This window comes from Paenibacillus sp. FSL P2-0089 (assembly GCF_038595095.1).
Taxonomy (GTDB): domain Bacteria; phylum Bacillota; class Bacilli; order Paenibacillales; family Paenibacillaceae; genus Paenibacillus_AQ; species Paenibacillus_AQ silagei.
Genome location: NZ_CP152006.1, coordinates 7258349 through 7283073, shown reverse-complemented (window position 1 = coordinate 7283073; position 24725 = coordinate 7258349). Strand labels below are relative to the sequence as shown.

24 protein-coding genes and 1 pseudogene are annotated in these 24725 nt (G+C 44.7%); 22 read left to right on the top strand and 3 right to left on the bottom strand.

Annotated elements, in window-relative coordinates:
• Window positions 1–197: 197 nt before the first annotated feature.
• Both NST69_RS31100 and NST69_RS31095 read left to right on the top strand, forming a co-directional pair.
• Window positions 198–902, top strand: coding sequence for a hypothetical protein (locus NST69_RS31100; RefSeq protein ID WP_342548011.1), 705 nt, complete (start codon window positions 198–200; stop codon window positions 900–902).
• A gap of 11 nt (window positions 903–913) precedes the next feature.
• A pseudogene (locus tag NST69_RS31095) lies at window positions 914–1171 on the top strand (CD3324 family protein); the annotation flags it as partial.
• Between the two features lie 578 nt (window positions 1172–1749).
• Here NST69_RS31095 and NST69_RS31090 read toward each other — a convergent pair.
• A complete protein-coding gene (locus tag NST69_RS31090; protein ID WP_342548010.1) occupies window positions 1750–2592 on the bottom strand; it encodes a sialate O-acetylesterase in 843 nt (280 codons plus the stop codon).
• 222 nt (window positions 2593–2814) lie between these two features.
• On the opposite strand from NST69_RS31090, the gene NST69_RS31085 reads away from it, so the two are divergent.
• The 7 genes from NST69_RS31085 to NST69_RS31055 all read left to right on the top strand — a co-directional run bounded on the left by NST69_RS31085 (window position 2815) and on the right by NST69_RS31055 (window position 11796).
• Entirely contained in the window at window positions 2815–3498 is a 684-nt protein-coding gene (locus NST69_RS31085) for a response regulator transcription factor (RefSeq protein WP_209869142.1), read from the top strand.
• Window positions 3499–4500: a HAMP domain-containing sensor histidine kinase gene (locus NST69_RS31080; RefSeq protein WP_342548009.1), complete on the top strand. Its 1002-nt coding sequence runs from the start codon at window positions 3499–3501 to the stop codon at window positions 4498–4500.
• Between the two features lie 107 nt (window positions 4501–4607).
• A complete protein-coding gene (locus NST69_RS31075) occupies window positions 4608–5546 on the top strand; it encodes a VanZ family protein (protein WP_342550241.1) in 939 nt (312 codons plus the stop codon).
• Window positions 5547–5570: 24 nt separating this feature from the next.
• Entirely contained in the window at window positions 5571–6254 is a 684-nt protein-coding gene (locus NST69_RS31070) for an ABC transporter ATP-binding protein (protein WP_340945924.1), read from the top strand.
• Window positions 6251–8842, top strand: coding sequence for an FtsX-like permease family protein (locus NST69_RS31065; RefSeq protein WP_342548008.1), 2592 nt, complete (start codon window positions 6251–6253; stop codon window positions 8840–8842). The genes NST69_RS31070 and NST69_RS31065 overlap by 4 nt, the downstream gene beginning before the upstream one ends.
• A gap of 171 nt (window positions 8843–9013) precedes the next feature.
• Window positions 9014–9385: a hypothetical protein gene (locus NST69_RS31060; protein WP_036723020.1), complete on the top strand. Its 372-nt coding sequence runs from the start codon at window positions 9014–9016 to the stop codon at window positions 9383–9385.
• A 167-nt stretch (window positions 9386–9552) separates the two neighbouring features.
• Window positions 9553–11796, top strand: coding sequence for a U32 family peptidase (locus NST69_RS31055; protein WP_342548007.1), 2244 nt, complete (start codon window positions 9553–9555; stop codon window positions 11794–11796).
• Window positions 11797–11934: 138 nt separating this feature from the next.
• On the opposite strand, the gene NST69_RS31050 is transcribed toward NST69_RS31055, so the two are convergent.
• On the bottom strand, window positions 11935–12348 hold the full coding sequence (locus NST69_RS31050; RefSeq protein WP_036723017.1) for a MerR family transcriptional regulator: 414 nt from the start codon (window positions 12346–12348) through the stop codon (window positions 11935–11937).
• Window positions 12349–12536: 188 nt separating this feature from the next.
• On the opposite strand from NST69_RS31050, the gene NST69_RS31045 reads away from it, so the two are divergent.
• The 7 genes from NST69_RS31045 (at window position 12537) to NST69_RS31015 (ending at window position 18074) form a co-directional block, all read left to right on the top strand.
• Window positions 12537–13481 carry an MBL fold metallo-hydrolase gene (locus NST69_RS31045; protein WP_342548006.1) on the top strand — a complete coding sequence of 315 codons (945 nt, stop codon included), beginning with the start codon at window positions 12537–12539 and terminating at the stop codon, window positions 13479–13481.
• Window positions 13482–13697: 216 nt separating this feature from the next.
• Window positions 13698–14477, top strand: a complete 780-nt coding sequence (locus NST69_RS31040) for a hypothetical protein (protein WP_036723014.1) — start codon at window positions 13698–13700, stop codon at window positions 14475–14477.
• Window positions 14478–14742: 265 nt separating this feature from the next.
• Window positions 14743–15540, top strand: coding sequence for an APH(3') family aminoglycoside O-phosphotransferase (locus tag NST69_RS31035; protein WP_036723013.1), 798 nt, complete (start codon window positions 14743–14745; stop codon window positions 15538–15540).
• Window positions 15541–15561: 21 nt separating this feature from the next.
• The gene (locus tag NST69_RS31030) at window positions 15562–16002 is read left to right on the top strand and encodes a hypothetical protein (RefSeq protein WP_036723012.1); all 441 of its coding nucleotides are present in this window, start codon (window positions 15562–15564) and stop codon (window positions 16000–16002) included.
• A gap of 216 nt (window positions 16003–16218) precedes the next feature.
• Window positions 16219–16716: a DinB family protein gene (locus NST69_RS31025; RefSeq protein WP_340957005.1), complete on the top strand. Its 498-nt coding sequence runs from the start codon at window positions 16219–16221 to the stop codon at window positions 16714–16716.
• 44 nt (window positions 16717–16760) lie between these two features.
• A complete protein-coding gene (locus tag NST69_RS31020) occupies window positions 16761–17756 on the top strand; it encodes a WYL domain-containing protein (RefSeq protein ID WP_342548005.1) in 996 nt (331 codons plus the stop codon).
• Between the two features lie 9 nt (window positions 17757–17765).
• Entirely contained in the window at window positions 17766–18074 is a 309-nt protein-coding gene (locus NST69_RS31015; RefSeq protein ID WP_036723008.1) for a putative quinol monooxygenase, read from the top strand.
• 391 nt (window positions 18075–18465) lie between these two features.
• Here NST69_RS31015 and NST69_RS31010 read toward each other — a convergent pair whose 3' ends face one another.
• Window positions 18466–19104, bottom strand: coding sequence for a serine hydrolase domain-containing protein (locus tag NST69_RS31010; RefSeq protein WP_162174665.1), 639 nt, complete (start codon window positions 19102–19104; stop codon window positions 18466–18468).
• Window positions 19105–19135: 31 nt separating this feature from the next.
• Here NST69_RS31010 and NST69_RS31005 point away from each other — a divergent pair, with 31 nt between their 5' ends.
• From NST69_RS31005 to NST69_RS30980, 6 genes are all read left to right on the top strand, one after another.
• A complete protein-coding gene (locus tag NST69_RS31005) occupies window positions 19136–19720 on the top strand; it encodes a sigma-70 family RNA polymerase sigma factor (protein WP_036723007.1) in 585 nt (194 codons plus the stop codon).
• Window positions 19710–20471, top strand: coding sequence for a DUF3600 domain-containing protein (locus tag NST69_RS31000; protein ID WP_036723006.1), 762 nt, complete (start codon window positions 19710–19712; stop codon window positions 20469–20471). The genes NST69_RS31005 and NST69_RS31000 overlap by 11 nt, the downstream gene beginning before the upstream one ends.
• Before the next feature lie 111 nt (window positions 20472–20582).
• Window positions 20583–21347, top strand: a complete 765-nt coding sequence (locus tag NST69_RS30995) for an AraC family transcriptional regulator (protein WP_036723004.1) — start codon at window positions 20583–20585, stop codon at window positions 21345–21347.
• A gap of 29 nt (window positions 21348–21376) precedes the next feature.
• Window positions 21377–22075 carry a transglutaminase family protein gene (locus tag NST69_RS30990; protein WP_036723003.1) on the top strand — a complete coding sequence of 233 codons (699 nt, stop codon included), beginning with the start codon at window positions 21377–21379 and terminating at the stop codon, window positions 22073–22075.
• Window positions 22076–22190: 115 nt separating this feature from the next.
• Complete coding sequence (locus NST69_RS30985) at window positions 22191–23612, top strand: spore germination protein (protein WP_235191784.1); 1422 nt, start codon at window positions 22191–22193, stop codon at window positions 23610–23612.
• Window positions 23609–24724: a GerAB/ArcD/ProY family transporter gene (locus tag NST69_RS30980; protein WP_036723001.1), complete on the top strand. Its 1116-nt coding sequence runs from the start codon at window positions 23609–23611 to the stop codon at window positions 24722–24724. The genes NST69_RS30985 and NST69_RS30980 overlap by 4 nt, the downstream gene beginning before the upstream one ends.
• Window position 24725: the final 1 nt, after the last annotated feature.

Genomic DNA, 24725 nt, shown 5'->3' with positions numbered 1-24725 from the left:
GCATAATTGCAAAGGCTGCCGATTTACTTCGGTGGCCTTCAGTACATATTATAAGTAGGGGCAAGTTTTTTAACCTGTGTAAAGTCGCTTTAAGCCATTGATTGCCTATTCCCTAAATCTATCCAATGCTATGATTTTACATATCAGATGCGCACCTGATGGCAGTGAGTTGTGAATCAAGTTAAGGAGATGAGAAGATGAGTAAAGATGATTTTTTGCGGTCCATGCTATCCGATAAGGTCAACATGACCCCGAATGGGTTCGTGGCCGATCAATTAAGCCCCGAACAATTCAAGGATTGTCACGAGCTGATATTTGACACTCTATTTGAAATTCATAGTTCTGACATATCGGGAATAGAGGGCTACGGACGGTTCAACGAGGATGGCACACCGGAATATGAGAGTGGCAGAGCTTTTCTGACCGACACGTTTGCTGAAGACAAAGAAGGGTATTGGTATAATTGGAGGGAGATGTTCGGAACGACGGTTTTGCAACGGGATTTCTTTGAGCAGTACTACAAAGAGATGGAGGCTCGAATTCCTTATTGCGAGGGCAGACGTTATTTAGTAAATAACTTTACGTTTTTCATCAACATGATTACGGATGGGAAAACCACGGTGGGGTTTCCCGACTGGAGCTACTCTGGCATTGGAGACTGCCTGATCGATTTTGCAATCATGGACTTAAACAAGCCTTATCTGCGAATACCAGAGCTTCTCATGGAGTACTGCAAGAATCGGAAAATCATCATTCCCGACTTCAAGGAAAGGTTCTTATGTATGGCGTATTATAAAGGGATAGATGGATTGCGCTGGCACGCATCGATCGACGATACAGAATCGTGTACAAGTATGATGAAATCTATCAGCGAACTAAAAGATCGAATTTACGCTTTGTAGACGGTGATAACATGAAATATGAGAATGGCAGTGACATCCTTCCAGAGGAACTATTGAGAGAAGTTCAAAAGTACGCCTCAGGTAAACTTATTTACATCCCCGCTGGAGAGGAAAAGAAAGCTTGGGGTGCAGCCTCCGGTTACCGGGAGCAGTTGCAGAGAAGAAATCGTATGATTCGCAACAAGTACGCCCATGGACGTACCGTGTCGGAGCTTGCTGACGAATACTTCTTATCTTTGGATTCAATTAAAAAAATCCTTTACTCGAAGAAACAGGCTGACTACGCAGCATATGCCCCGACTATTGAGTCAGCTGTGGAATATGCGAATGGCGGGATACTTGAAGAGTGGATGTACTGCTACTGGCAGCTTTCTAAAAACGCATCTGTCCATACAGAAAATGCTATTGTAGACCGAATCTATTTTGGGGTCGTAAAGTTTCCATTGCGTCTTATTCAAAGGGATGAATTCCATATCAGTAACTCCCATGTGAATGTAACCGAAGATCATTCCGCTCTACCGCCTCTTATCATTGAGTATCATCAAGGGAAGTTTTACTGTACCGAACAGAAGGAGATATTGGCTGGACTAATCCAACGCAAGGTTAATTCGTACCCGACCATTATCGTGTTGCGGGAGGTTACCAATTATAAGAGGTTTACAAATCATTTTGGAACTGTATTATTTTTCGTCAAATAAAGCATGAAATGGGTCATCCCGCCAAGGACTGAAGGAATTACTATAAAGAATCATTATGAATCAAGCCTATCTATTCATAGTATAAACAACAGTGGCGGCCTTCCAGGCCGCCCTTTGTTTTCGCCGATAGACCCTTTAAGCGAAAGGGATCAGGGCTGCATAACCTTCACCATCTGCGCCTCGAATTCGGCGTAAGTAATTTTACCCAAAGCCAAATCCATGCTATGAAGGTAGATCTGTTCTGTTTTTGAATAGTCGTGCTCCACTTTCAGCGATTGCTCCTCTCCCCGGAGGGGCTCCAAGACATGACACTTGTTCGAAAAAGCTTCGAAATAGCGGTAGTTGAATTTGCGTTGCGATACCGCGTTTATATGAATTCCATCAGGATTCGCGGTTAACTCTGCCGCTGTTACAAAATAACAATTTGGCTGTTCGTTAGCGAAGCGCTGCAATTGTTCATTTACCTGCAAATACTCTGTCGCTTGCTGTCCAAAACCAGTCTTCCCAAGGAAATCACCAAGTCCGCCAATGATCAACGGCACCTCATCAAGCTTCAATTCGTTTCTTAGGGTCGTGATGATAAGGGTTAATTTCTCGTAATAAGTTTCATGCAGCGATTGATAACTGTCGCTCTCACCCTGGTGCCACAGAACTCCGCAGATTTGACTGGACCGCAAGGCGAAACGGGCTTCGGACAAAGCATGCTGAAAAAGGATGCCCTCCGGATGCCAATCTTTCAAAGAACTGCCACCTTCTGCACAAGGAATCAAACCAATTTCTTCATTAGGATTGGCGTTCGACCAGGCAGCGGCGAAAGACGCCGCCAGGCTTACACCGGAGACCGGACGGTCATAATTAATCGGCTCTGTCATCATCTGCCACTGTCCATTACGCAGCATTTTGATTTTTTCATTATATATAGGGTCGACTTCATGCAAGAATCCACGGCCTGCCATATTAGACTGACCTAACATTAAAAATGATTTTATCATTTAATCCTCATTCCTTTACCTAACTATTATAGACTAATTGGATCATTGCTGTGGAATTAAGGAAATCTATTTTGAGAATGTGGTTAGAAGAAATCATTATGATTATAATGAGCAAGAAGGGCAGCTGCTAATCGGAGGATATGGCGGCATTTATCACTATAAAGAAACGAATCGGTGGAATTCATTAAATGTTCTAAAATAAATCATAAGGATGACCTTCAGATGAAAATATTATTAGTTGAAGATGATAAGACGATCGCGTCGGGACTGGAATATTCACTGCAGCAAGAGGGTTATTCGACTGTTCTCTGCCATAATGTCGCTTCAGCCCGAAAGGTGCTCGCCGAAGACATCGATCAGTTCACCTTGTGCCTGTTCGATTTACAGCTTCCAGACGGAACTGGCTATGAATTATGCAAGATGGTGAAGGAACGGCGGGATATTCCGGTCATTTTCTTAACGGTGATTGATGATGAGGTCAATGTCGTGATGGGGCTCGATATGGGAGCCGATGATTACATTACCAAGCCTTTTCGGGTTCGCGAGCTTCTCTCCAGGATCAAATCCGTCTTGCGGAGATATCAGAAGCTGTCCCACGCCGGAGCGGTTATCGACATTGACAATGTGCGCATCCATACACTGGAAGGCAAAGTATATAAAAACGGTGCCGAAATTTCGCTAACCGCCCTGGAATACCGCTTATTGCTGATCTTTGGCAACCACGTTGGACAGGTCCTCACCAGGAATCAGCTCTTGGAGCAAATCTGGGACGTGGCGGGCGACTTCGTGAATGACAACACGTTAACGGTCTATATCAAAAGGCTAAGGGAAAAGCTGGAGGATAATCCGGAGCAGCCGGCTCTGATCAAAACGGTACGCGGTTTAGGCTATAAGGTTGGTGATTAGATGCTGCGCAATCGGGAAAATCTAATATTATTGCTCGTCATGGGCTCGATCAGCGTATCGGCGATCGTCATTGCTGCTTTCATTTCGTCTGCCGCGGCAGCCCTGGTTATTATTGTTTCCGTGCTGCTTACCGGCACAGCTGTATTATTCACAAAACGGAGATATTACGAGCTAGAGAAGCTGTCCGTCTATTTGCGGGAGATTAGCAGCGGCCAGGCCTCCCTTGACCCTCGCGATAATCAAGAAGGGGAGCTTAGCATCTTAAAGAATGATATTTACAAGGTGACACGCATGCTCTCCGAGCATCGTTCGCTATTGCAGCAGGATAAGCTTCAACTGACCGATGCCATCTCCGATATTTCACATCAACTCAAAACACCGATCACCTCTATGACAGTCATGGCAGATCTGTTAAGCGCCCCTGATCTGCCTCCACTCAAAAGAACGGAGTTCACCCATCATATTCGCATTCAGCTTGAACGGATTGATTGGCTTGTTTCATCCTTATTAAAGCTAGCGAAAATGGATGCGGGAACGATCCCGTTCAAAAAAGATCGAATACACATGAAAACCCTAATCCAAAAGGCACTGGAGCCGGTTATGATTCCGATGGATATTAAAGGGCAGACCGTTTCCATCACAGGGGATGACAACGTCTCTTTTAACGGCGATTTCCATTGGACTGCTGAAGCGGTTATCAATATTTTGAAGAATGGAGTGGAGCATACACCTGAGGGCGGTGCGATTACCATCACATTTTCCGACAACATGCTATTTACGGAAATCGTTATTGCTGACAACGGAGTGGGCATTCCGAAAGAGGATTTGCCTTATATATTCAAACGTTTTTATAAAGGAAAGAATGCTAATGAAGGAAGCATCGGTATAGGGCTTGCGATGGCCCACAGCATCATTGCAAGCCAGAATGGCGTGATTGATGTAACGAGCGACAGCGGGACCGGTACAGAGTTTCGGATCAAATTTTATAAGCATGTCATTTAACAGCACTCCGTAAGTGACTGAACTGTCACCTCCAAAGTCACTGTAAAGTCATTTTAGACAGATAAAATGATATTCATCAGATGAACGATGGAGGTACAACCATGCAAATGCAAATGAAGCAGCAGCGCAAGATTACTTTTTTTATCACGATAGGCTACACCCTGATTATTCTTTATTTTATGTTTTTTGCTTTCGGCAGAGCGGATACTGTAGATCAAACCAGTCAGTACACCTTTATTTTTTTGCCGGACGATTTTTTTAGGGTGCCGGGTCTTTCCGATCTCCTGCATCCGACACTGATGGACTTGGTGGGTATTGGAAATATTGCAGCCTTCATACCTTTTGGCATACTGTTTCCGCTGTTATACCGCACCAGCTTTGTTCGCTTCATGACAGGGTTTATCCTGTCCATTCTTGTGGTGGAGACCATCCAGGCACTAACATTCCTCGGCAGCTTTGACATGAACGACGTCATAACGAACTCAGTGGGCGCTGCTATTGGATTCGGGGGCTACAAGATTGGCTTCCGTACAAAAAACTACTGGAGAAATATCGCTGCTACAGGAATTGCCAGTGCTGTGTTAATGCTCGGCGTATGGGGGGTCTTCGGAGTAGTTGATCAAGTGTTCACCAAAGAGTTGGCCCCTTTTGTAGCGATAAACGAATGGGAAGATAGTACCGGAAATCGAGTAACGGGAACCAAACAGGACAGTCTTAAGATTGGCGGTCAAGACGTGACACCCAAGTATAATGTGTATGGCACCGAAGGTAAAAAGAAGGAAACCTATACGTATTCGCTAGGCAATAAGGGAGAGCTGTATCTTAGCTTGAATTATGGAATTCCTGATCATAAGGATTTTCAGGGCAGCCTTAAGGTCACCGTTGACGGGAATGAGCTCCTGTCTGTATCTGCAGAAGATCAGCTCCATGAGCCGGATAATAGGATCCTTCATCTCACCGGGGCTAATGAGCTTAAGATAACCATTGAGGGGAATGAAACCCTTTGGGATGTTGGATATAAAGAGATGGTATATTCCTGGAATTGAGCATCTGGGGAAGGAGGGATGGGAATGGAGATTTTAACCATTGAAAATTTGTCCAAAATATACGGCACGGGCGAATCGGCGGTGAAGGCGCTTGATGATGTTTCCTTTTCGGTCCAAAAAGGTGAATTCGTCGCCATTATCGGACCTTCCGGATCGGGGAAATCGACACTCCTTCATATGCTGGGCGGTGTGGATCGACCGACTGGCGGGAAAGTGTATGTTCAGGATACGGATATGTATACCTTGGACGAAACGCAGCTGGCCATCTTCAGACGCAGGCAAATCGGGCTGATCTACCAGTTTTTCAATCTGATTCCCGTCCTGACGGTGGAAGAGAATATTACGCTGCCGCTCTTGCTGGATCAACAAAAGGTAGATCAAAAGCAATTGGCTGATCTTGTGAATACGTTGAATTTGCAGCATCGATTAAACCATCTGCCGAATCAGCTATCCGGTGGACAGCAGCAGCGTGTCTCGATTGGCAGGGCGATTATCGGCAATCCTGCGATCATGCTGGCCGACGAACCCACCGGGAATCTGGACAGCAGGAATAGCAACGAGATCGTCGTTTTATTGAAAATGCTAAATAAGACCTATCATCAGACACTGATCGTAATCACGCATGACGAACGGATTGCCCTGCAAGCCGATAGAATCATTTCGATTGAAGATGGGAGGATTGCCAAAAACGAGGTGATCAGGCGATGAATATTGTCAATACATTAACCATCCGGCATATGAAGCAGAACAAGAGACGAACACTTGTGACTATTTTTGGCGTAATTATTTCGGTATCCATGATGACCGCTGTTATTACGCTTATTTTTTCCTTTGCGGATTTAATGATTAGACAAACGATCTCAGATACAGGGGAGTGGCATATTCAGTATCAGGATATAACCAAGAAACAGCTTGCGGCGATACAGGGCGATGATGCAACCAAAACGGTTGCCATCACAAGAGACCTTGGGTATGCCCCATTAGAAGGTGGACAAAATTCCAATAAGCCGTACTTGTTCATTAAGGAATATGATAAGCAAGGGTTCAAGCAATTTCAGATTGAAATAAGCAAGGGACGTCTTCCGCACACGGATAAGGAGGTTGTGATCTCCGAGTCAGTTGCAACAGATGGCAAAGTGAAGTACGAAATCGGCGACCGTCTAACGCTTCACGTCGGCGACCGATTCGAACAAGGGGGCGATCATCCCCTGGATCAGACGGCACCGCTGCGCAGGAAAGACGGCACATTGACCGAGACATTACAGCATAGCGTAATTAGGGATTATACGGTGGTAGGTTTCATTAAACGTCCGGTGTCGGAAACGGCTTGGGCCCCGGCTTATACGATCATTAGCTATGTCGATGATCAAATCATCGGGGGAGAGGATCGGGTCGATGCGTCGGTGGTCTTGAAGCAGGTCAATCCGTTCTTGTTCGCACATGCGGAGAAGCTGGCTGAGACAAACCAAATTCACACTGTCCAATATAATAACGATTTGCTTCATTATTATGGCTTGTCCAGCAGCGGAGCCTCATCCAGCATGATGTTCTCATTATCGGCAATCCTTATCGGGACCATTATCATTGGCTCGGTTGGACTCATCTATAACGCCTTTGCGATATCCGTCTCGGAACGTTCCCGCTATTTAGGGATGCTCGCGAGCGTGGGGGCGACGAAAAGGCAGAAGCGAAATTCCGTATTCTTTGAAGGGATCGTCATTGGTTTGATCAGCATTCCTATTGGCATCTTATGCGGTCTTGCCGGCATCGGAATCACCTTTTCGTTCATGAACACAATGATTGAAGGGGCATTATGGACCAGTGAAAAGCTGAGGCTGATCGTCACGCCGTTATTGCTCTTGATGACTTGTCTTGTTTCGATGCTGACGATTTTCGTTTCGGCGTATCTCCCGGCGGTTAAAGCCTCCAGGGTATCTCCCATGGACGCGATTCGCCAAACCACTGACGTAAAGCTTACGGCCAAAGCAGTGAAGACGTCGAAGATCATTCGTAAGCTCTTCGGAATCGAAGCCGAAATCGGGCTGAAAAACTTAAAAAGGAACAAACGAAGACATCATGTTATTCTTTTTTCGCTTGTCATCAGCATCGTTTTGTTTTTGACGATATCGTTTTTCACGGCTGGCCTGACACAATCTCTGGCATTGTCGCTGCAAGGCATCGATTACGATATTGAAGTGTCGTCCAGTAATGGCGAAAGACTAGATGACCGGTTGATGCAATCGCTTGTATCTCTGGATGGCGTCACGGAATACAGCGTCAGTCATGAGTTAGTCAGGAACGCTTGGGTCGATGCAGCAAGCATCGCCGACGAATTGCAGGAGAAGGTTAAGCAGGATAGGAGTATGCTGCAAGACGGGAAATACCCTTACGAAATTAAGCTCTATGCACTGAATGATTCGAGCCTGCAAGCCTATGCCAGAGCGGCTCACGCAGATTACGAACAGCTTACGGATCTGGATCATCCCGCCGCAATCGTGATGGATACGATTCATTACAAAGATATAGATACGGGGAAATATATTCAGACGAAGTCCATATATGCGAATATCGGACAACCTATCGAGCTAACGAGTTTTTTTAAAGCGAGCGGGGAAGAAGCGAAGACAAATCAAGTGATAATTGCCGCATTGACGGATAAGGCACCGATGGGGATGAGCCCGTTAGGCGTAGGCGGGTTAAATATGATCGTGTCGGAACGCGTCATGAAGCGGCTGGCAGACGGCGAGGAGCTGGCTAACGCTCCGATGTACCTCCATTTGAAGAGCACGGAACCGGTGAAAACGCAGCAGGAAATTGAAGCGATGAACGAGACCCATCTGAATGTCTACAATGCATATCAATTCAGAATAAGAGAAGAACAACAGATTCTGCTGATGAACGTCTTTTCTTACGGATTTATCGTATTAATCTCTGTGATTTCCGTTGCGAACATCTTTAATACGATCTCAACAGGGCTGGCTCTTCGCAAACGGGAATTTGCGATGCTGAAATCCGTAGGCGCGACGCCAAAGGGGTTTGCCAAAATGCTGAACTATGAGAGTGTTTATTATGGGGTCAAGTCGCTCTTGTATGGGCTTCCTGTCAGTTTCGCCGTGATGGTTCTGATCTATAAAGCATTTGCGAACAAATTCAGCTATGGGTTCACCCTGCCCTGGATGAGCATTCTGTCTGTCATTGTGTGTGTATTTGTCATTGTCAGCTCTGCGGTTGTTTATTCCGGAGCTAAAATAAAAAAGGAGAATATTATTGATGCATTAAAGCAAGAGAATATATGATTTACTTGGGATACAGCAACCATCTTAAAAATACCCTGCAATGCTTGCCTAAGTTTGCAGGACTATGCGTGAGGACAATGATCGTTATCATCGCGTTGGTGATGTTACTGCGCACTATTGGTGTTGACGTATGCGTCCTTATATCCCAATCAAGTGGCAGGGGTGGTCACGGTGGCGGGCGGGATGTATAAGGAAGGGTATCCGGCTGAAAAGGGAGATCTCCTCTCCCGGTTGGTGATGATGCCTGTTGTGGGACATGGGATGATGAACATTTTGCTCCCCTTGGTGGGCAAAATCATGGTGCGGAGCATAATGAAGGCCACCTTTGCGCCGGAGCCCGTTCCGGCGGATTACGAGGACGAGGTCTATGCCTTATGTAGCTTTAAGCTTAACCGCGCACTACCTCATGCTGAGCTTAAGGTACTGCCCACAGCGGCGCATATGATTCCGCACCATCAGCCAGAAGAGGTAATGAAGGCCGTAGATACACTCATGGAGAAGTTGAAAAAAGCGAAGCTTACTGAGATTTATCCTACACCGTAACTATTGTAGAGAGCGATCATATGGCCATCCCGATTCCGCACCATATATCCGTAACAAGCTGCAAACCATTGGCTTGTGCTTTTTGCCGCAGCTTAAGTGCAGTTCTTATTCTATGATCAATGGTGCTAAGTTTGAGCAGTTATTGAAGCAGGAGGTAAGGATCATTTATGACTGAATTATTAGCGCCGGCAGGGAATATGGAAGCTTTGAAGGCTGCGATATCTAATGGTTGTGATGCAGTATACTTAGGCATGCAAAAATTTGGTGCACGCGCCTACTCCTCTAATTTTGATGTAGAATCGTTACAAGAGGCTGTGACGTATGCGCATCTGAGGGACGTTAAAATCTATGTTACGATGAATACCATCGTGTACGAAAACGAAGTTGAAGAGATGAAACAGCAGATCCGCAAATTAAATGAAATCGGTGTGGATGGCATTATCGTGCAGGACCTGACGGCTTTCAATTATATCGTTAACAACTTTCATGATATGGAAGCACATTGTTCCACTCAGATGGGAATCGACGATGTAGACGGAACTTTATTATTTAAAGAGCTTGGTGCGAAAAGAGTGGTTCTGTCCCGTGAGGTTGAGATTGAAAAAGTCAAAGAGATCAAAAGGGTGGCTGACATTCCTTTAGAAATTTTCGTGCACGGTGCTTTATGTGTATCTTATTCGGGAAACTGTCTGATGTCAGGATTAACCGGGTACCGGTGCGCAAATCGGGGAAGATGTGTGGGTTCATGCCGTAAGGCTTACGAGCTCATCGATAAGACAACAGGCACCTCTTTAGGGACAAGCTATATTTTATCGACTAAGGACTTGAACACGATCGATTATACCCATGATTTACAAGAAATTGATTCTCTGAAAATAGAAGGCCGGATGAAAGTGCCTACGTATGTGGCTAATGTGGTATCCAAATACCGCATGGCCTTAGATCATAAAATCACCACAGAAGAAAAAGAACATCTGAAAAAAACCTTCAATAGAACCTTTACTAAAGGCTATTTGTTTCACGAAGACCGGAGAAATATTACAAACATCTCAAGACCTAATAACTTTGGTTATGAGATTGGAACCATCAGCAAGATGATTAAAGATACCTATGAAATAACACTTACCCGCCCTTTGAACCAGAACGATACCATCCGAATCAGTCACAACAATGAAGATGTTAATCTAATGGTTGCCAAGCTGTACGATAAAGCTGGCGAATTAATCAACAAAGCGGATGATGTCTGCTATATCAAAATCAAAGAAAAGATGTCTGTGGGAGATGTAGTCTATAAAACGAAGGATTATTTCTATAACAAAGAATTAGAAGCCTCACTGGAAAAAGAATTTAAGCGGTTCAACCTGGATATTAGAGTATATGCATATCCAGATTCAAAGCTTGTCATAGAGGCGGAGGGCTTAGGCTGTAATTATTCCTATGAAAGCGAGGAAACACTAGGCGAAGCCATTAATAATCCAACAACCAAAGACCAGGTCATCAAGCAATTCTCCAGATTAAATGATACGATATTCGAGCTTAATCAGGTCGACTATGAGGAATGCAATGCGTTTATTCCAGCTAAACTGTTAAACGCCGCAAGAAGAGATATTGTACTGGGCTTATATGATTTGAAGCTTAACAGCCAGCAGAGAAGAACCAAGACTGCGAATGTAAAAGAGAAAATAAGCTTTGCCCCTGTAACGCCGTACCTTACGGCCACTGTAACGAATCAGGAACAGTATGATGCCTGCGTTAGCTGTGGAATTCAGGAGATCTATTTTGAGAATGTGGTTAGACGAAATCAGAATGATTATGAGGAAAAAGAAGGGCAGCTGCTGATCGGCGGATATGGCGGAATTTATCACTATAGAGATACCAATCCGTTTGTTACGGACTATTCTCTAAATGTTATTAATGCGACTAGCTGCTATGAATTATATAAATTAGGTGCCAAGCGGGTCACTTTATCGTATGAACTGAATAAGAGCCAAATTGAAGATTTAATGAATGCCTATGTTGAAGAAAATGACGGCTATCCCGCGCTGGAAATGATCGTATATGGCAAGACCCCTTTGATGTTCACCAAATATTGTCCGATGAGAAAGATGAATCAATGCAGAATTTGCAGAACGAAGAGCTATGAGTTAAAAGATGAGCAAGGAACGTTCCCGATCCTTTCTCATGAGGATTGCACAGCGACTCTTCTTAACGGGAAGACGCTTAATCTGTTAGATGAGCTGCCGAACATCCAAGGAATCGAGGCGCTGAGATTAAACTTCACCGTTGAATCTAAAGAGCAGGTTGTGGACGTCATTCATATGGCCGCAGGCAAATTAAATGGCTCCATGAATCATGCTGTCTTTAATCAGGAAACAGACACAAGAGGACATTATAATAAAGAGATTGTGTAGGTAGGTTGAAAGAAGGTCATTCGAAGAAAAGCTCGCAGTTGCTTACATTTACAGCATATCGACGATAGGAGCAGGGCAGTCCCACTCCGGTCGGAACGATGCGTAAACGGGCTTCTGCGGGTTTATTTGTACTGGCGATTATCTAGTATTTACTATGTCTTCTTTCGTAAGTTCCTGGTATAGGGTGAGTTTCTCTTCGGCTAGAGAAATCATGTAATCAATTTCTTGTCGCTTGGATTCCAGTTCCATCAGATGCTGCTCAAGGATTTCAATCCGCTTTTTTAAAGTAGGACTATAAGTAGAAGGTTTCTCCCCTTGTTGAATTTTATCCATGACACAGCCCTCACGAGTAAATTCCGTAATCTCCTCAAGCGATAAGCCCAATTTTTTTAGTTTATTTAGACATTGAATGTAGGAAACCTCGCTTTCTTGGTAGACACGTGCCCCTCCATTGCTACGCATGGGTTCATGTAGTACGCCGATTTTTTCATAATAACGAATGGTATACGGAGTTAGTCCTGTTTGTTCTGACACTTGACTGATGGTGAGCATCGGATTTCTGTTCCTCCTTTTTGAAAGCTGATATTGAAAGATATTATACAGCCTTTAGTTAGCTCAAAGCCAATGTGTACATTCGCCCCAACCTTATACTGAATAAACTCTTGACTTCCAGTTGACTCTAACTTGTAAGTTAACGTTACTCATTCGAATGCAGGAACAAACACTAAAGGGGTGTAACAATGAACAACGAATATTTCACGATTCAGCAAGCATCGGAGGGTATCTGGGGGGCTATTTCGGTTCCCGGCAGCGGCTCTCTGGGGAATGCAGCCATTATTGATCTTGGGGATTTAACCGTGGTAGTGGATACAACCAACCTGCCGCACTCTGCTGCTTTGTTACGTCATACTGCCGAACAATTAACGAACAAACCGGTCAAATATGTAGTGAATACACATTTCCATGGAGATCATGTCAACGGCAATCAGGAATTTATGAGCAGCGAATTGATATCTACCGTGTGGACAAGAGATTTGCTTGCTGATATGGGTGAAGTGAATATTGATGTCATGCAACAAAACATTCGCAGGTTAATAACTAGTCTAGATCACATGCGTTCACAGGAAAGAGATCCTCATATGCTCACTGGAATCGGCTATGATCTTTCCGTGCAGCGTGCGCTGTATGATACGATCCCTTCCCTGCGCAGGGTGATCCCCAAGATAACCTTTGATGATAAACTCGTGATTCGGGGAACAAAGCGAACCATCGAAGTGTTGTCTTACGGAGGCGGTCATTCTTTAAGTGATGCCGTGGTGTACGTTCCAGAGGAGCGGACTTTGATTGCAGGTGATTTGGTATCGGCTAAGACCATTCCGGTCATCCCCTACGGTAATCCGTACGCCTGGATACGCATCCTTAAACGCATGCAGCAAGATCTCAAGATCGACACTGTCGTTCCGGGGCACGGAGATATCTCTAATTCAGATCGCATCACAGATGTCATACACTTTTTGGAGAAAATGATCGCTTATGTTGCTGGAGCTGTAACAAGCGGGCAATCAGAGTCTTACTGGCTGGAGCAAGGGATATTCAAAGGGTATGAGGATTGGCATCTGCCCCAGTATTTCAGATGGAACTTTCGCTGGCTTTTTAACAGTATGCTTGTTCAGAACAACAGATGAGACAACCAGCAACTCTACAGTTCCTGTTTCGATCACAGCGATTTAGAGACCTAAAACCGGGGGCATTTCGCGATACGTAATGCCACTTGACACCCAGCCCCAACCAATGCTATTTTTACTCTAGAATATCAAAGGCAATGCAACCTTAGGGTTCAACCTCGCTGAGAAGTGTGGGTTGGGCCTTTTTTGCATTCCGATATAGGGAGGAGTATTAGCATGCTGCGGACAGAGTTACTTTTACAAAGACTGGATGAGATTGGGGGGACGCTCGGACGTAAGGGCGGGGCGCTTCTGCTGCTGGGTGTGGGGTCGGTGGGGGTGGAGCTGGAGCGGATGGATGAGTATTCAGATTTGGATTTTTTTGTTATTGTTGAAGCAGGGCAGAAGAAGAGGTATATTGACCGTCTGGATTGGCTGGAGGAGACGTATCCATTGGCCTATGCTTTTAAAAACTCTGATATGGGCTGCAAAATCTTGTTTGAGGATGGAATTTACGGCGAATATGCGATATTTGAGGAGCGAGAGCTGGCCGATGTGTCTTATACGGAGGGCCGGGTGGTGTGGAAGGCTCCGCTGTACAGCAATACGGCTATAGCCAAACCGCGCAGAGCGCTGCCGAGTCAAAAGTGTGATTCCTTAGACTTTCCGCTGAACGAAGCGTTAACCAATCTGTACGTGGGGCTGGGCCGTTATGCCAGGGGAGAGCGCCTGTCTGCGGCACGGTTTATTCAGGGCCATGCGATCGACCGGATTTTGTCAGTGCTTCATCTGCTGGAGCCGGAGGTGGATTACTTCCCTGATCCCTTCGGAAATGAGCGCCGTTTAGAGAAGCGGTATCCCAGTTTTGCCGACAAGCTTGGCGGTATGCTGCAGGGATATGATCGTGTACCCGGGTCGGCCCTATGCATTCTAGAGTTCATTGAAGCCGTCTATCCGGCCAACCCAAGACTAAGTACAGAGATACGAGACCTGGTTCATAAGCTTACTGCCGGATAAACCCGGATGAGCTTTGTCTCCAAATGCTTTAATATCCTCCAAGTACTTCGTGATCGGAATATACACACTGGCACTTTGGATTTTCTTAAGACATATCTATCGGCTTTTGAAGAAATCCATTTGATTGTGCTGTCGCCCACAATTGTGGAACAGTATTAAAGGATACAGCAGATATCATTGAAATACCCTGCAATGCTTGCCTAAGTTTGCAGGACTATGCTATGTATTTTGAAACGATATTGATTGAGCGATAGAGGTGGAAATTATGAGTTTTGGAGAAAAAGATGCAGTACCCTTTGAATTCCTTGAGTTAGTTGGAGATGACGTGGCTTCATTGATTTGGATGAATACAGCGAAGACTTATTATATTCAGGGTAAAAGTGGAGTAAATAAATATTTGAAAATCCAGGTGGCAGGCCATGCTGAATCTTTAGAAAGACAAGCCCAAAGGTTATTGTGGTTATACAATAAGTTACCTGTTCCGGAGGTTATTGATTTCGGTGTGATCGGGAATTATGAGTATTTATTAACACTTGAATTGCCAGGCGTCGAAGCTTCCAACAAGCAATTTGCTTCAAATACTGAAGAAATGGTCTCTATATTGGCACAAGGTCTTCGGAGAATTCATGAAGTGTCAATTGAAGATTGTCCTTTTGATTATTCATTTGAACAGCTAATGAGCACTATTCATTATAAGTTGAGTAGAGGGATTAAATTTGATCCAGCGGAGCTGCACAGAAGATTTGGTGAGGATAATGTTGAAAAGTTGCTGCTTGAAGTCAACAATTATGCTCGGGAACTCAAAGAAGATTTAGTATTCACACACGGTGACTACAGCCTGCCAAACATCATCATTGCTGATGATTCTATAAGTGGATTTATTGATCTGGGGAATTGCGGGATCGCGGACCGTTATTACGATTTGGCAGTAGCGGAGAAGAGCATTGTCAGAAACTTCGGCGAGCAGTGGGTCAAGTTATTTTTTTCATCCTATGGAGTATCAGAGATTGATTATGCAAAAATAAGATTCTACCAAGTTGTAGAGCATCTGGTTTGGGCCTGATCACACAAGGAGGATACAGGGATGAGAATGCCAAGCGACAGCGAGCTGACATTGCTACTCGAAGGAGATGAGCAACAGCTTGAGCAATTTGCTTTTGCGTACAGCGTCATTGTAGATTGGAGAGAGGAGGACGAGGAGATCGTCCGGTTATTCGGTAAACGGCTTCCAGATGAAACGGTTGAGGTGATGTCTACGGACAAAGGACTGGATGTTACCTACAATGGACAACTGCATTCGATTGCGCTTACCTTTAGCGGAGATGATCGCTACATCACGATTCGCGGCTTTCAGGAGCTGATCCGGGACAAATACGAAATCCGGCTGTTTGAGGCCTCATATTTTTCGGATACGCACGAATTTTTGATTTTACCGAAGCGGCAGTGGGAAGAGCTGGATGCCCGGTATCCGGTGCGGAGTAGGGAGATATTCCGTGTCATCGATGTCGAGCTGGATTTTCCGTAAATTTTCGCCGATAGACTCGGTAAGCTGAACCGTAACGTTAATAAAGACAAGTTATTAGCGAGGATGGTAGAGACGGATATGGACATGGCAAACTGTTGTATATCAGTTACTTCAAAAAAAAAATTCGTGTTGAGTCAAAAACACTGACCGTAACTGTCAGTGTTTTTTTTGTATGCTTGTCGTGTGTAAGCCAATAATGGACTGGAGGAATAGAAAATGTTTATAAGAATTGAAGACTTTGCTGCGGAATGGACTAGCGAGGCGGAATTAACCGCTACCTTACTGGATGCACTTACGCATGATTCTCTTGGACAGGAGGTTATCGAAGGCCGACGAACGCTTGGACAAATTGCCTGGCATCTGGTTCAATCGCCGCACTACATGACAGCTTTGGGGCTCACGTTCGAAGGTCCCTCGAGAGGCGAAGAGGCTCCGGATTCTGCTGCATTTATAGCTTCGGAGTATCGGCGGATCAGCAAGAATTTGCTGGATGCGGTTCGAACGCAGTGGAGTGACGAATCTTTGCGCGAGTCGGTCATGATTCACGAGGAAGCTTGGCAGAACGGAGGTTCCCTTCGTTATACGATCATGCACCAAGCGCATCATCGCGGACAGATGACCGTTCTCATGCGCCAGGCCGGACTTCGAATACCTGATGTTTACGGTCCGAATTACGATACTTGGGTCGAGAAAGGGATAGCGCCTTTAATCTAAGTTCCTTTACAATGAAATAAATGGTCTAGGGAGTGAAGAACGGTTTGTCAAAAGCAGATAATATGCTGTCCATCCTATGGTTGCTTCGTTCGGGAAAGCGGGTGACGGCAGAGCAGCTTGCAGACGAATTGGAGATTCATGTTCGCACCGTATACCGGTGCATTGATTCACTGTGTGCGAGCGGAGCCCCGATTATTGCCGATTCCGGTCCGAACGGCGGTTACTGGCTTCTCGGTGATTTCGTCGATGCTCCGCTGCTCTTCGATTCCGAAGAGCAGAAGGCACTCGTACATGCATCCGTCTTCGCACGGGAAGCGGGCTATCCGTTCACGGATGCGCTCTCTCGAGCGGTCGATAAGCTGAAGCGATACACGAATGAAGAGCAACTTGAGTGGATTAATAGACATAGCAGCGGGCTTGCCGTCATCCAGACACCCACGGACGCGAGAGAACTTGAATTGCTCAAACGGTTAGAGGAGGCCACAGCCCGGGGAGAGTCGCTGAACATGGACTATGCCAAAGGACCGGAGCTTACTCCCAGCCATCGGGTCCTCGACCCCTACGGCATCGTGCATTGGAAAGGGATATGGTACGTTGCAGGGTTTTGCCGGCTGCGGCAAGAGATCCGAAGCTTCCGGGTGGATCGCATCGTCCGCTTGGCGGCGGGGGATACCCGCTTCGAACGTCCGGCTGCCTTTTCCGCGAGGGATTTCCTCTTGCATTCTTTATTTCCGGATTCGCTCGAAGCCGAGACGCTAGTCATCGTAAGGATTCAGGGACACGAACACGCGCTTAACGAGCTGTGTAAGCATTGGCTGTTTGGTCATGCGCTGATCGAACGCAGGCAGCCCGGCGAAGCTCTTTTTAAGCTAGGAGAACCGTCGCTGCGGACATATGTTCCATACTTTCTTCTTCCGTACGGGAAGTCTCTCAAGATACTTGAGCCGCAAATACTAATCGACCGAATGGCTGGGGTCAGCCTCGAAATGTTTAAATACTACGAAGCGATGCAAATAAAATCAGAGGATAAGAAGGGATGAGGAGTAGATATGAACAAATTTGCGATGTACGGAAAATTGACGGCCAGCCCCGGGAAACGGGATGAACTCGTTTCATTACTGCTGGAAGCTTCTCGTAGCTTGAAGGATATGGTGGGCTGTGAGCTCTATATTATCAATGAATCCGAAGACGACCCCGATACGATCTGGGTTACTGAGCTGTGGAGCAATGCCGAGGCTCATGCCGACTCTCTTAAGAACGAAGACGTGCTGGCCGTCATTCAACGCGCCCGTCCTTTAATCGCAGGCGTAGAACCGGTTCGACTTCGCCCCGTTGGCGGCAAGGGGTTAGACGTATAAAGAGGCTGAATTCAGCCTCAACCCTTGCCGTTACAGACAGCGCGGTGAACCGTATCATAAGTAGTGGTAAAACGACTAGTGGAATTTATCATTAATTCAAAGTACACGATAAGACTTTGTCTCCAAATGCCTTAATATCCTCCAAGTAGTCGTACCCTGGCGGATTTGGGCCTACTTGGTTATACATTCTAACCGCGACTATCCGATGTTCAGGAATAATCAAACAGGCACAGCCAGTTAGGCCTAGCATTTGGTAAGATCCGGGTGGGACGGTGTTTCCTATTTCAGAAATAGCTCTAGGCTTATCCTGAATCCACCAAGCGAAGCCATTCCTAGGCAATGTATCATCAAGATTTGCTGGGCTCTGATTAGTTGTAGCTTGTTCTATAACCTATTTCGGAACAATTTGTTGTCCATTAACGAGTCCACGGTTCAGGTGAAGGTAACCCCAAAAAGCCAATTCACGGGCACTTACAAAAAGATTGGCGTCTCCCCCTTGGTCATCAGCATATTCTTCATTTAACCATACTAAATTGGCTTCTCTATTCTTACACCAGCCTGTCTCAATGAATTTGCAAGGTTTAAAAACATATTGTTGAAGGACCTCTGACAGGGGCGCTTCAAATAACTTTCGTATTAATCTAATGAGCATATTGATCCCTATATTGTTATATTTCCAATTCGTTCCCGGCGGAAAAAGTTTTTCATGGTTATTTTTGAGCCCGTGAGTATGCGTTAATAAATGTCTTACTCTCACCCCCTTTACAGCAGCTAGGTTTAGATCCTCTAAGTAATCTGAAATATAATCATCAATGCTTGAGAGCTTATTTTGGTATAAGGCCAAGCTGATCGCAAAGCCAATATATGACTTTCTTACTGAAGCAACATTAAACCGGGTTGACGGCATTACAGATTGTATCTTTGAATGATACTCATATGAGCCAAAGTAGCTTTCATTAACAATACTGTCATTATGGATGATAAATGTAGCGGCTGAAAAAAATCGAACGAAATATTCTCTATTGACCAATATATAGTGTAAGTCCGAAGGAGGGGGAAGGATGGAGCATCCAAAAGATTACTCTCAGCTCATTATACTTACGCTAGCCGGAAGTAGTGAAGCTTTCAATGAGCTATATGAGGCTACGATCAAGGATGTATATCAAACCGTGCATTTCCTCGTTCGCCAAAAATCCGAGGTGGATGATATTGTTCAGGAGATTTATATTCAAATGCGCAGATCCCTTGAACAATTTGACGTCAGTCGTCCCTTTAGACCTTGGCTTATGGGGATAGCAATGCGGCAGATTCATGCCTATCGAAGAAAGAGGTGGACGCAGCTCAGAATTCTCAAAAAGGCAGAGCAGGTCAACTTGGGAATGAAACCTGAATTCACAAGTGAGGTTGTGGATGGGATTTCCAATAAATCCTTACTTGCCAGTGTAGAAAGTCTCCCATATAAGCTGAAGCAGGTGATCATTCTACATTATTTAAATGAATTATCACAGGAAGAAAGTGCCGCGATCCTGGGTATCCCTCTCGGTACCGTGAAATCCCGTATTCATGCTGCACTACGCAAGTTACGTCACAAGCCAGAGAATCAATCCCTTTATAAGGGAAAGGTGGAGGATCTGCATGAATTTTAATGAAAAGTTACGAATAGTCCTGCAGGAAGAGGCAAGAAATATAAAAGCGCCACCGGAACTGAAGGAAAAAATACTAAATCAGATCATAACCGTACAAGGGGGAAGACGAATGAAAAGGAAGTGGCTCGTGGCAGTTGTTTTGGCAGCTACATTAATCATTCCAACTGGAGCTTTTGCTGGCTATCATTATTTGGCAGATGGTGTATATGGTTCTAGAGAAGCAGCAGCTACCATTGGAGTGACCCAGCAAAAATATGAGGAGTTCGAGACCAAACTGCAAAGTATGAAGCACGTTTTTAGCGAGAAAGAAATGACCAGCGCGATGTTACTATTGAAGGAATTGGGCAGTTACAATCTGTTAGCGACAGATGCCGCGGGCGTTTTTCACTTGGAACAGCTTGATCCAGAAGAACAGAAGGCATATAAGAAATTACAGACGGAGCTTGAACCCTATTTCAATAAATTGAACGAAATGGAAGTCCCCAAGGCAAGGGCATCTGATGTAGATCGGGTTGCCTTCTGGGATAACTTGCTTGAAAAAGCTGAACAGAAGCTTACTAAACAGGAGTTTAGGGAGATTAAACCAATAATCGTTGAGCTGCAAGGCTATGATGCCAAGGCAACTGATTCTGATGGAAGTGTCCATATGGACCGGCTTTCCACTGAAGAGATACAGAATCAAGAAAAGTTATTGAAGGCGCTCACCCCTTATGTTAATAAGCTGGACTTAATGATAAAATCAGGATCTTAGCACTTATGTTTCGATCACAGTGATTTAGAATGCTCGCAAATTGAGATATAACGTTTATAGATCGGGTACCTTCGTAATTTTATAAGGAAATAAGCCTGGAGTGATTAGAACATGATGAATTTATATGGAGCGGAGCATCACTTGATGGTGGTGTCTGATTCGATTGATGCGGAAGAGCACCGGCATTCTTTTTTACAGGTGACGATCTCATTAACGGGCGAATTTGACATTGAGGTGGCGGGGCAAAGCTTGAGTTGTCCAGGCATCATTATTAATTCGAACGTCGTTCATCGGTTAAAAGAGGCAGGACACCCGTTGATGCTCCTTCTGATCGACAGCACCTCTGAGCTGGCTGCGAGCTTTAAGCGGGTTCTGGAGGGGCAGAAGTACCATGTGTTTACGCAAGGAATGATGAACAGCATCCGCGAATTTGTGCAAGAAGAGTATGCCGGCGTTAAGGACCCGGACAGCTATCGTTCTTTTCTGGGACAACTCCTGATGCTATTGGGCGTACAGCAGATGAACACCGCTATTGTTGATCCGAGGATAAAAGAGTTTATTCAGCTCATCAAAGATTGCACCGACTCCGAACACTCCGTCAGTCAATACGCCCGGCAGTTAGGTTTGTCCAACAGCAGATTGTCGCATCTTTTCAAAGAAAATACGGGCATTTCCCTTAGCGGATACATGGTGCTGCACAAGCTGCAAAAGGCAACCTACTTCATTTTTGGAGGGCTCACCATTACGGATGCGGCGATGGCTGCAGGGTTTGACAGTCCGTCCCATTTCGCTGCCACCAGCAAGCAGTTGTTGGGTATGACGGCGAAGGATATCCGTAAAGATAGCGTCTTTTTAAAAGTTTCCAGCCTGCATTAACCGTAAAATGGGTGCAGGAGGTGTGTTCCATGAGTGCATACTTGAAGGAAACTGAATTGCTGAACTATTCTCACTCATTGATCCGGCAAATTGTTCACAGCCGCCAGTGGGATTCGATGTCCAGGAAGGACCAAATTCTCGGCATCTATAACTACGTCCGTGATGAAATCCGGTTCGGCTATAACCGGGCGGATGATATTCCGGCATCGGAAGTATTGCAGGATGGCTACGGTCAGTGTAATACAAAGGGTGTGCTGTTTATGGCGTTGTTAAGGGCTGTGGGCGTGCCTTGCCGTATGCATGGATTTGCCATTGATAAGAAGCTGCAAAAGGGGGCAATGAAAGGGTGGTATTACAAATTGTCCCCCCGGGAGATTATTCATAGCTGGGTTGAAGTGCTATATGAAGGCAAGTGGTTGAACATCGAAGGGTTTATACTGGATATTCCCTATTTGACCAAGCTTCAGCAGAAATTTGAACAGTGTACGGGTTCATTTTGCGGGTATGGCGTTGCCACCGATAATTTTCAAAAGCCGGATATCTATTGGAACGAAAATGATACCTACGTGCAAAAAGAAGGAATTGTGCAGGATTTCGGGATCTACGACAGCCCCGATGCCTTCTTCAGTGGTCATCCGCAAGGGCTCAGCCCGTTCAAGAAAATAATCTATAGCAGGGTGGTCCGGCATCTGATGAACCGGAACGTCGATCACATCAGGCAGGGGTAGCATGGCGAGAGTTCATACTAAGTAATATCAGATGACCATAATGTAGTTTAACTTTTGAGATTAAAGGGCAAGATACAACCGCAGGATTCAGAATTCTTTAATGAAGGAGAAGACTATGGTTGAAACATGGCTTGATGAATTAAAACAGAAATTAAACCAGATGGATGATGCCGAAATTGTTGAGCTCAGAATGGGCCCCAGTGCGTCAGTCCATCTTTTATACATAAAAACGTTAATCGATTCAGAGCGTTTAAACGAGACAATTATTCAGCCGCTTCAGCGTTCTGCTTGCAGTTCGCTTTCTTCATGCATAACCAATGCCAAAGTTTCGGAAGTTCTATCTGTCGAAGATGCTGAGCAAAAGATAATGCAAGGATGTATTCTTCTAAACGATTCCGTCAACGATCAGTGGTTAGGCGTCCAACTGGAAAACCCTCTTGGCCGGGCAGTTGAACCTTCCCAAACGGAAACCGTTATATATGGAGCGAAAGACAGCTTCAGTGAACAACTCGATAAAAACATTACAATGTTGCGCAGACGTTTGCCTATAACGACATTAAAAACGGAAAGCTTTACTATCGGTTCACTGAGTAAAACGAAAGTTGTGTTAATGTACATAGACGGATTAACTAATCCAGAATTTGTTATTCTTGCAAGAAAGAAAATTGAAAGTGTGGATTTTGATCAATTTTTAGACTCCTCTCAGCTTGCAGCTTTTATTGAAGATCATAACCATACGGTCTTTCCGCAGTTTCTACAAACGGATCGGCCGGATGCCTGTGCCTACGCCTTAGGTGAGGGAAAGCTGACGCTATTGGTTGCCAATTCACCGTTTGCTTTAATTGCTCCCATTACTTTTTTCCATCTGCTCCAATCTCCGGAAGACTACTTCCTTCGTTGGCCGGTAGCCAGTTTTTTACGTTTAATCCGGTACGGAAGTTTTATTGTTTCTTTGACGATGATCCCTTTTTATGTTGCGTTAACGACATTTCATTACCAAATGGTTCCGCTGCCGCTTCTTTACGTATTATTGGAATCGAGAAGCAAATTGCCATTTACTCCGTTTGCGGAAGGATTTTTCATGATCATAACGCTGGAAATCATCAAAGAAGCAAGTTTGCGGATGCCGACCAAAACCAGTCAAACATTGGGGGTTATCGGTGGTATCGTCATTGGACAAGCTGCAGTAGAAGCAGGCTTTGCAAGTAAAGTACTGATCGTGTTGATGGGCATATCCGCTATTGCTTTCTTTTTAGTTCCCAATTATCAAGTGACAAAATCAATGGTGCTGCTGCAAATTCTTCTTCTTATTCTTGCATCGTTTCTTGGGTTGCCGGGAATCGTGATCGGGCTAATCGGGATTCTTGCACATCTTCATGCATTAACGTCATTAGGTCAACCTTATTTAGCACCGATCGCTCCATTTTATGGGAAGGATTGGAATGACCTCTTTATCCGCGGCCCATTAATTTGGATGAAAACGCGTCCGAAATATCTAAAACCGCTACGGAAATGGCGACAGGAGATGAAGAAGTGAAAAGTATATCCTTATTTAATCGAACTTCCACTCTTGGCGGTATCTATTTCCTTCTCTTAGTGAATCGCATGCAAATGCATTATTTTATTTTGATCATGCCGGTTTATTTGGTTCATCCGTATATGGTTTGGGGAATTGTCGTGATGGGCCTACTGTCCCAGCTTAACTTGATGATGATGTCCAAATGGTTTACTTCCAGTTATGCAGCGAAAGGCTATCAAGGATTTTTACAGCTTTTCGGGAAACGGACAGTTCAAGTTTTTGCATTACTTGGATTTTTGATAATTTTGTTGAAAATTTCAATCGTCACTCTGGGATACGTTGAAATGCTTCATAATTTTATTTTTCCATCTATGGATAAAAGATGGCTGATCTTAATCATTCTTTTGATCAGCTTATATGTGGCTTCACATGGAATGGAGAATACATTGCGTTTTGTCGTCATCGCCTTTCTTTGCGGGGCTTGGATCTCAGTTATGTTTATTCCTTTTTTCTTTCAACCGGATGCAAATTACCGCGATTTGTATCCTCTCATACCCACCGAATGGTCAGGACAATCATGGCAAAGTTTGTTGTTTATTTGGTCGGCATTTTCCAGTCCGGTATATTTGGTTTTTATGGTTCCATGGTTAAGCTCCAAAAAAAAAATATCGAAATACCTGGTCATTGGAAATATGATGTCGATCATGGAATATGTATTATTGTTCGTTGCTTCGGTATTGTTTTACGGTTCGTACTACTTACGCAAGATCGATTTTCCGATAGGATATATGGGAAGCTACATTCAAACGAACGGTTTAGAACGAATCGATTACATCCTTATCTCGTTCCATATGTTTAATTATGTGTTTGACATTTCAATTCTTCTATTATGTTTTTATGGAGCCGGAAGAATCTTTATGAGAAAAATGAAAGAACGCACGACTCGGTTCGGATTATTATCGAGCTGGTTCGTCATTTTGATAAGCATCATCTTAATGGATCAGTGGTTATGGCAAACGGTTCCGGGTCAAAAGATGTTACTGAACCTTCAAATCTGGATCGGCTCATGCATTTATTTACTTATTCCTACGATCCTTTTCATTGCAGTTAAACGAAAGGAGAGTATGTAGG

Coding starts and splice junctions, on each gene's coding strand:
- NST69_RS31100 (WP_342548011.1), top strand. CDS start 198: ATGAGTAAAGATGATTTTTTGCGGTCCATGCTATCCGATAAGGTCAAC.
- NST69_RS31090 (WP_342548010.1), bottom strand. CDS start 2,592: ATGATAAAATCATTTTTAATGTTAGGTCAGTCTAATATGGCAGGCCGT.
- NST69_RS31085 (WP_209869142.1), top strand. CDS start 2,815: ATGAAAATATTATTAGTTGAAGATGATAAGACGATCGCGTCGGGACTG.
- NST69_RS31080 (WP_342548009.1), top strand. CDS start 3,499: ATGCTGCGCAATCGGGAAAATCTAATATTATTGCTCGTCATGGGCTCG.
- NST69_RS31075 (WP_342550241.1), top strand. CDS start 4,608: ATGCAAATGAAGCAGCAGCGCAAGATTACTTTTTTTATCACGATAGGC.
- NST69_RS31070 (WP_340945924.1), top strand. CDS start 5,571: ATGGAGATTTTAACCATTGAAAATTTGTCCAAAATATACGGCACGGGC.
- NST69_RS31065 (WP_342548008.1), top strand. CDS start 6,251: ATGAATATTGTCAATACATTAACCATCCGGCATATGAAGCAGAACAAG.
- NST69_RS31055 (WP_342548007.1), top strand. CDS start 9,553: ATGACTGAATTATTAGCGCCGGCAGGGAATATGGAAGCTTTGAAGGCT.
- NST69_RS31050 (WP_036723017.1), bottom strand. CDS start 12,348: ATGCTCACCATCAGTCAAGTGTCAGAACAAACAGGACTAACTCCGTAT.
- NST69_RS31045 (WP_342548006.1), top strand. CDS start 12,537: ATGAACAACGAATATTTCACGATTCAGCAAGCATCGGAGGGTATCTGG.
- NST69_RS31040 (WP_036723014.1), top strand. CDS start 13,698: ATGCTGCGGACAGAGTTACTTTTACAAAGACTGGATGAGATTGGGGGG.
- NST69_RS31035 (WP_036723013.1), top strand. CDS start 14,743: ATGAGTTTTGGAGAAAAAGATGCAGTACCCTTTGAATTCCTTGAGTTA.
- NST69_RS31030 (WP_036723012.1), top strand. CDS start 15,562: ATGAGAATGCCAAGCGACAGCGAGCTGACATTGCTACTCGAAGGAGAT.
- NST69_RS31025 (WP_340957005.1), top strand. CDS start 16,219: ATGTTTATAAGAATTGAAGACTTTGCTGCGGAATGGACTAGCGAGGCG.
- NST69_RS31015 (WP_036723008.1), top strand. CDS start 17,766: ATGAACAAATTTGCGATGTACGGAAAATTGACGGCCAGCCCCGGGAAA.
- NST69_RS31005 (WP_036723007.1), top strand. CDS start 19,136: ATGGAGCATCCAAAAGATTACTCTCAGCTCATTATACTTACGCTAGCC.
- NST69_RS31000 (WP_036723006.1), top strand. CDS start 19,710: ATGAATTTTAATGAAAAGTTACGAATAGTCCTGCAGGAAGAGGCAAGA.
- NST69_RS30995 (WP_036723004.1), top strand. CDS start 20,583: ATGATGAATTTATATGGAGCGGAGCATCACTTGATGGTGGTGTCTGAT.
- NST69_RS30990 (WP_036723003.1), top strand. CDS start 21,377: ATGAGTGCATACTTGAAGGAAACTGAATTGCTGAACTATTCTCACTCA.
- NST69_RS30985 (WP_235191784.1), top strand. CDS start 22,191: ATGGTTGAAACATGGCTTGATGAATTAAAACAGAAATTAAACCAGATG.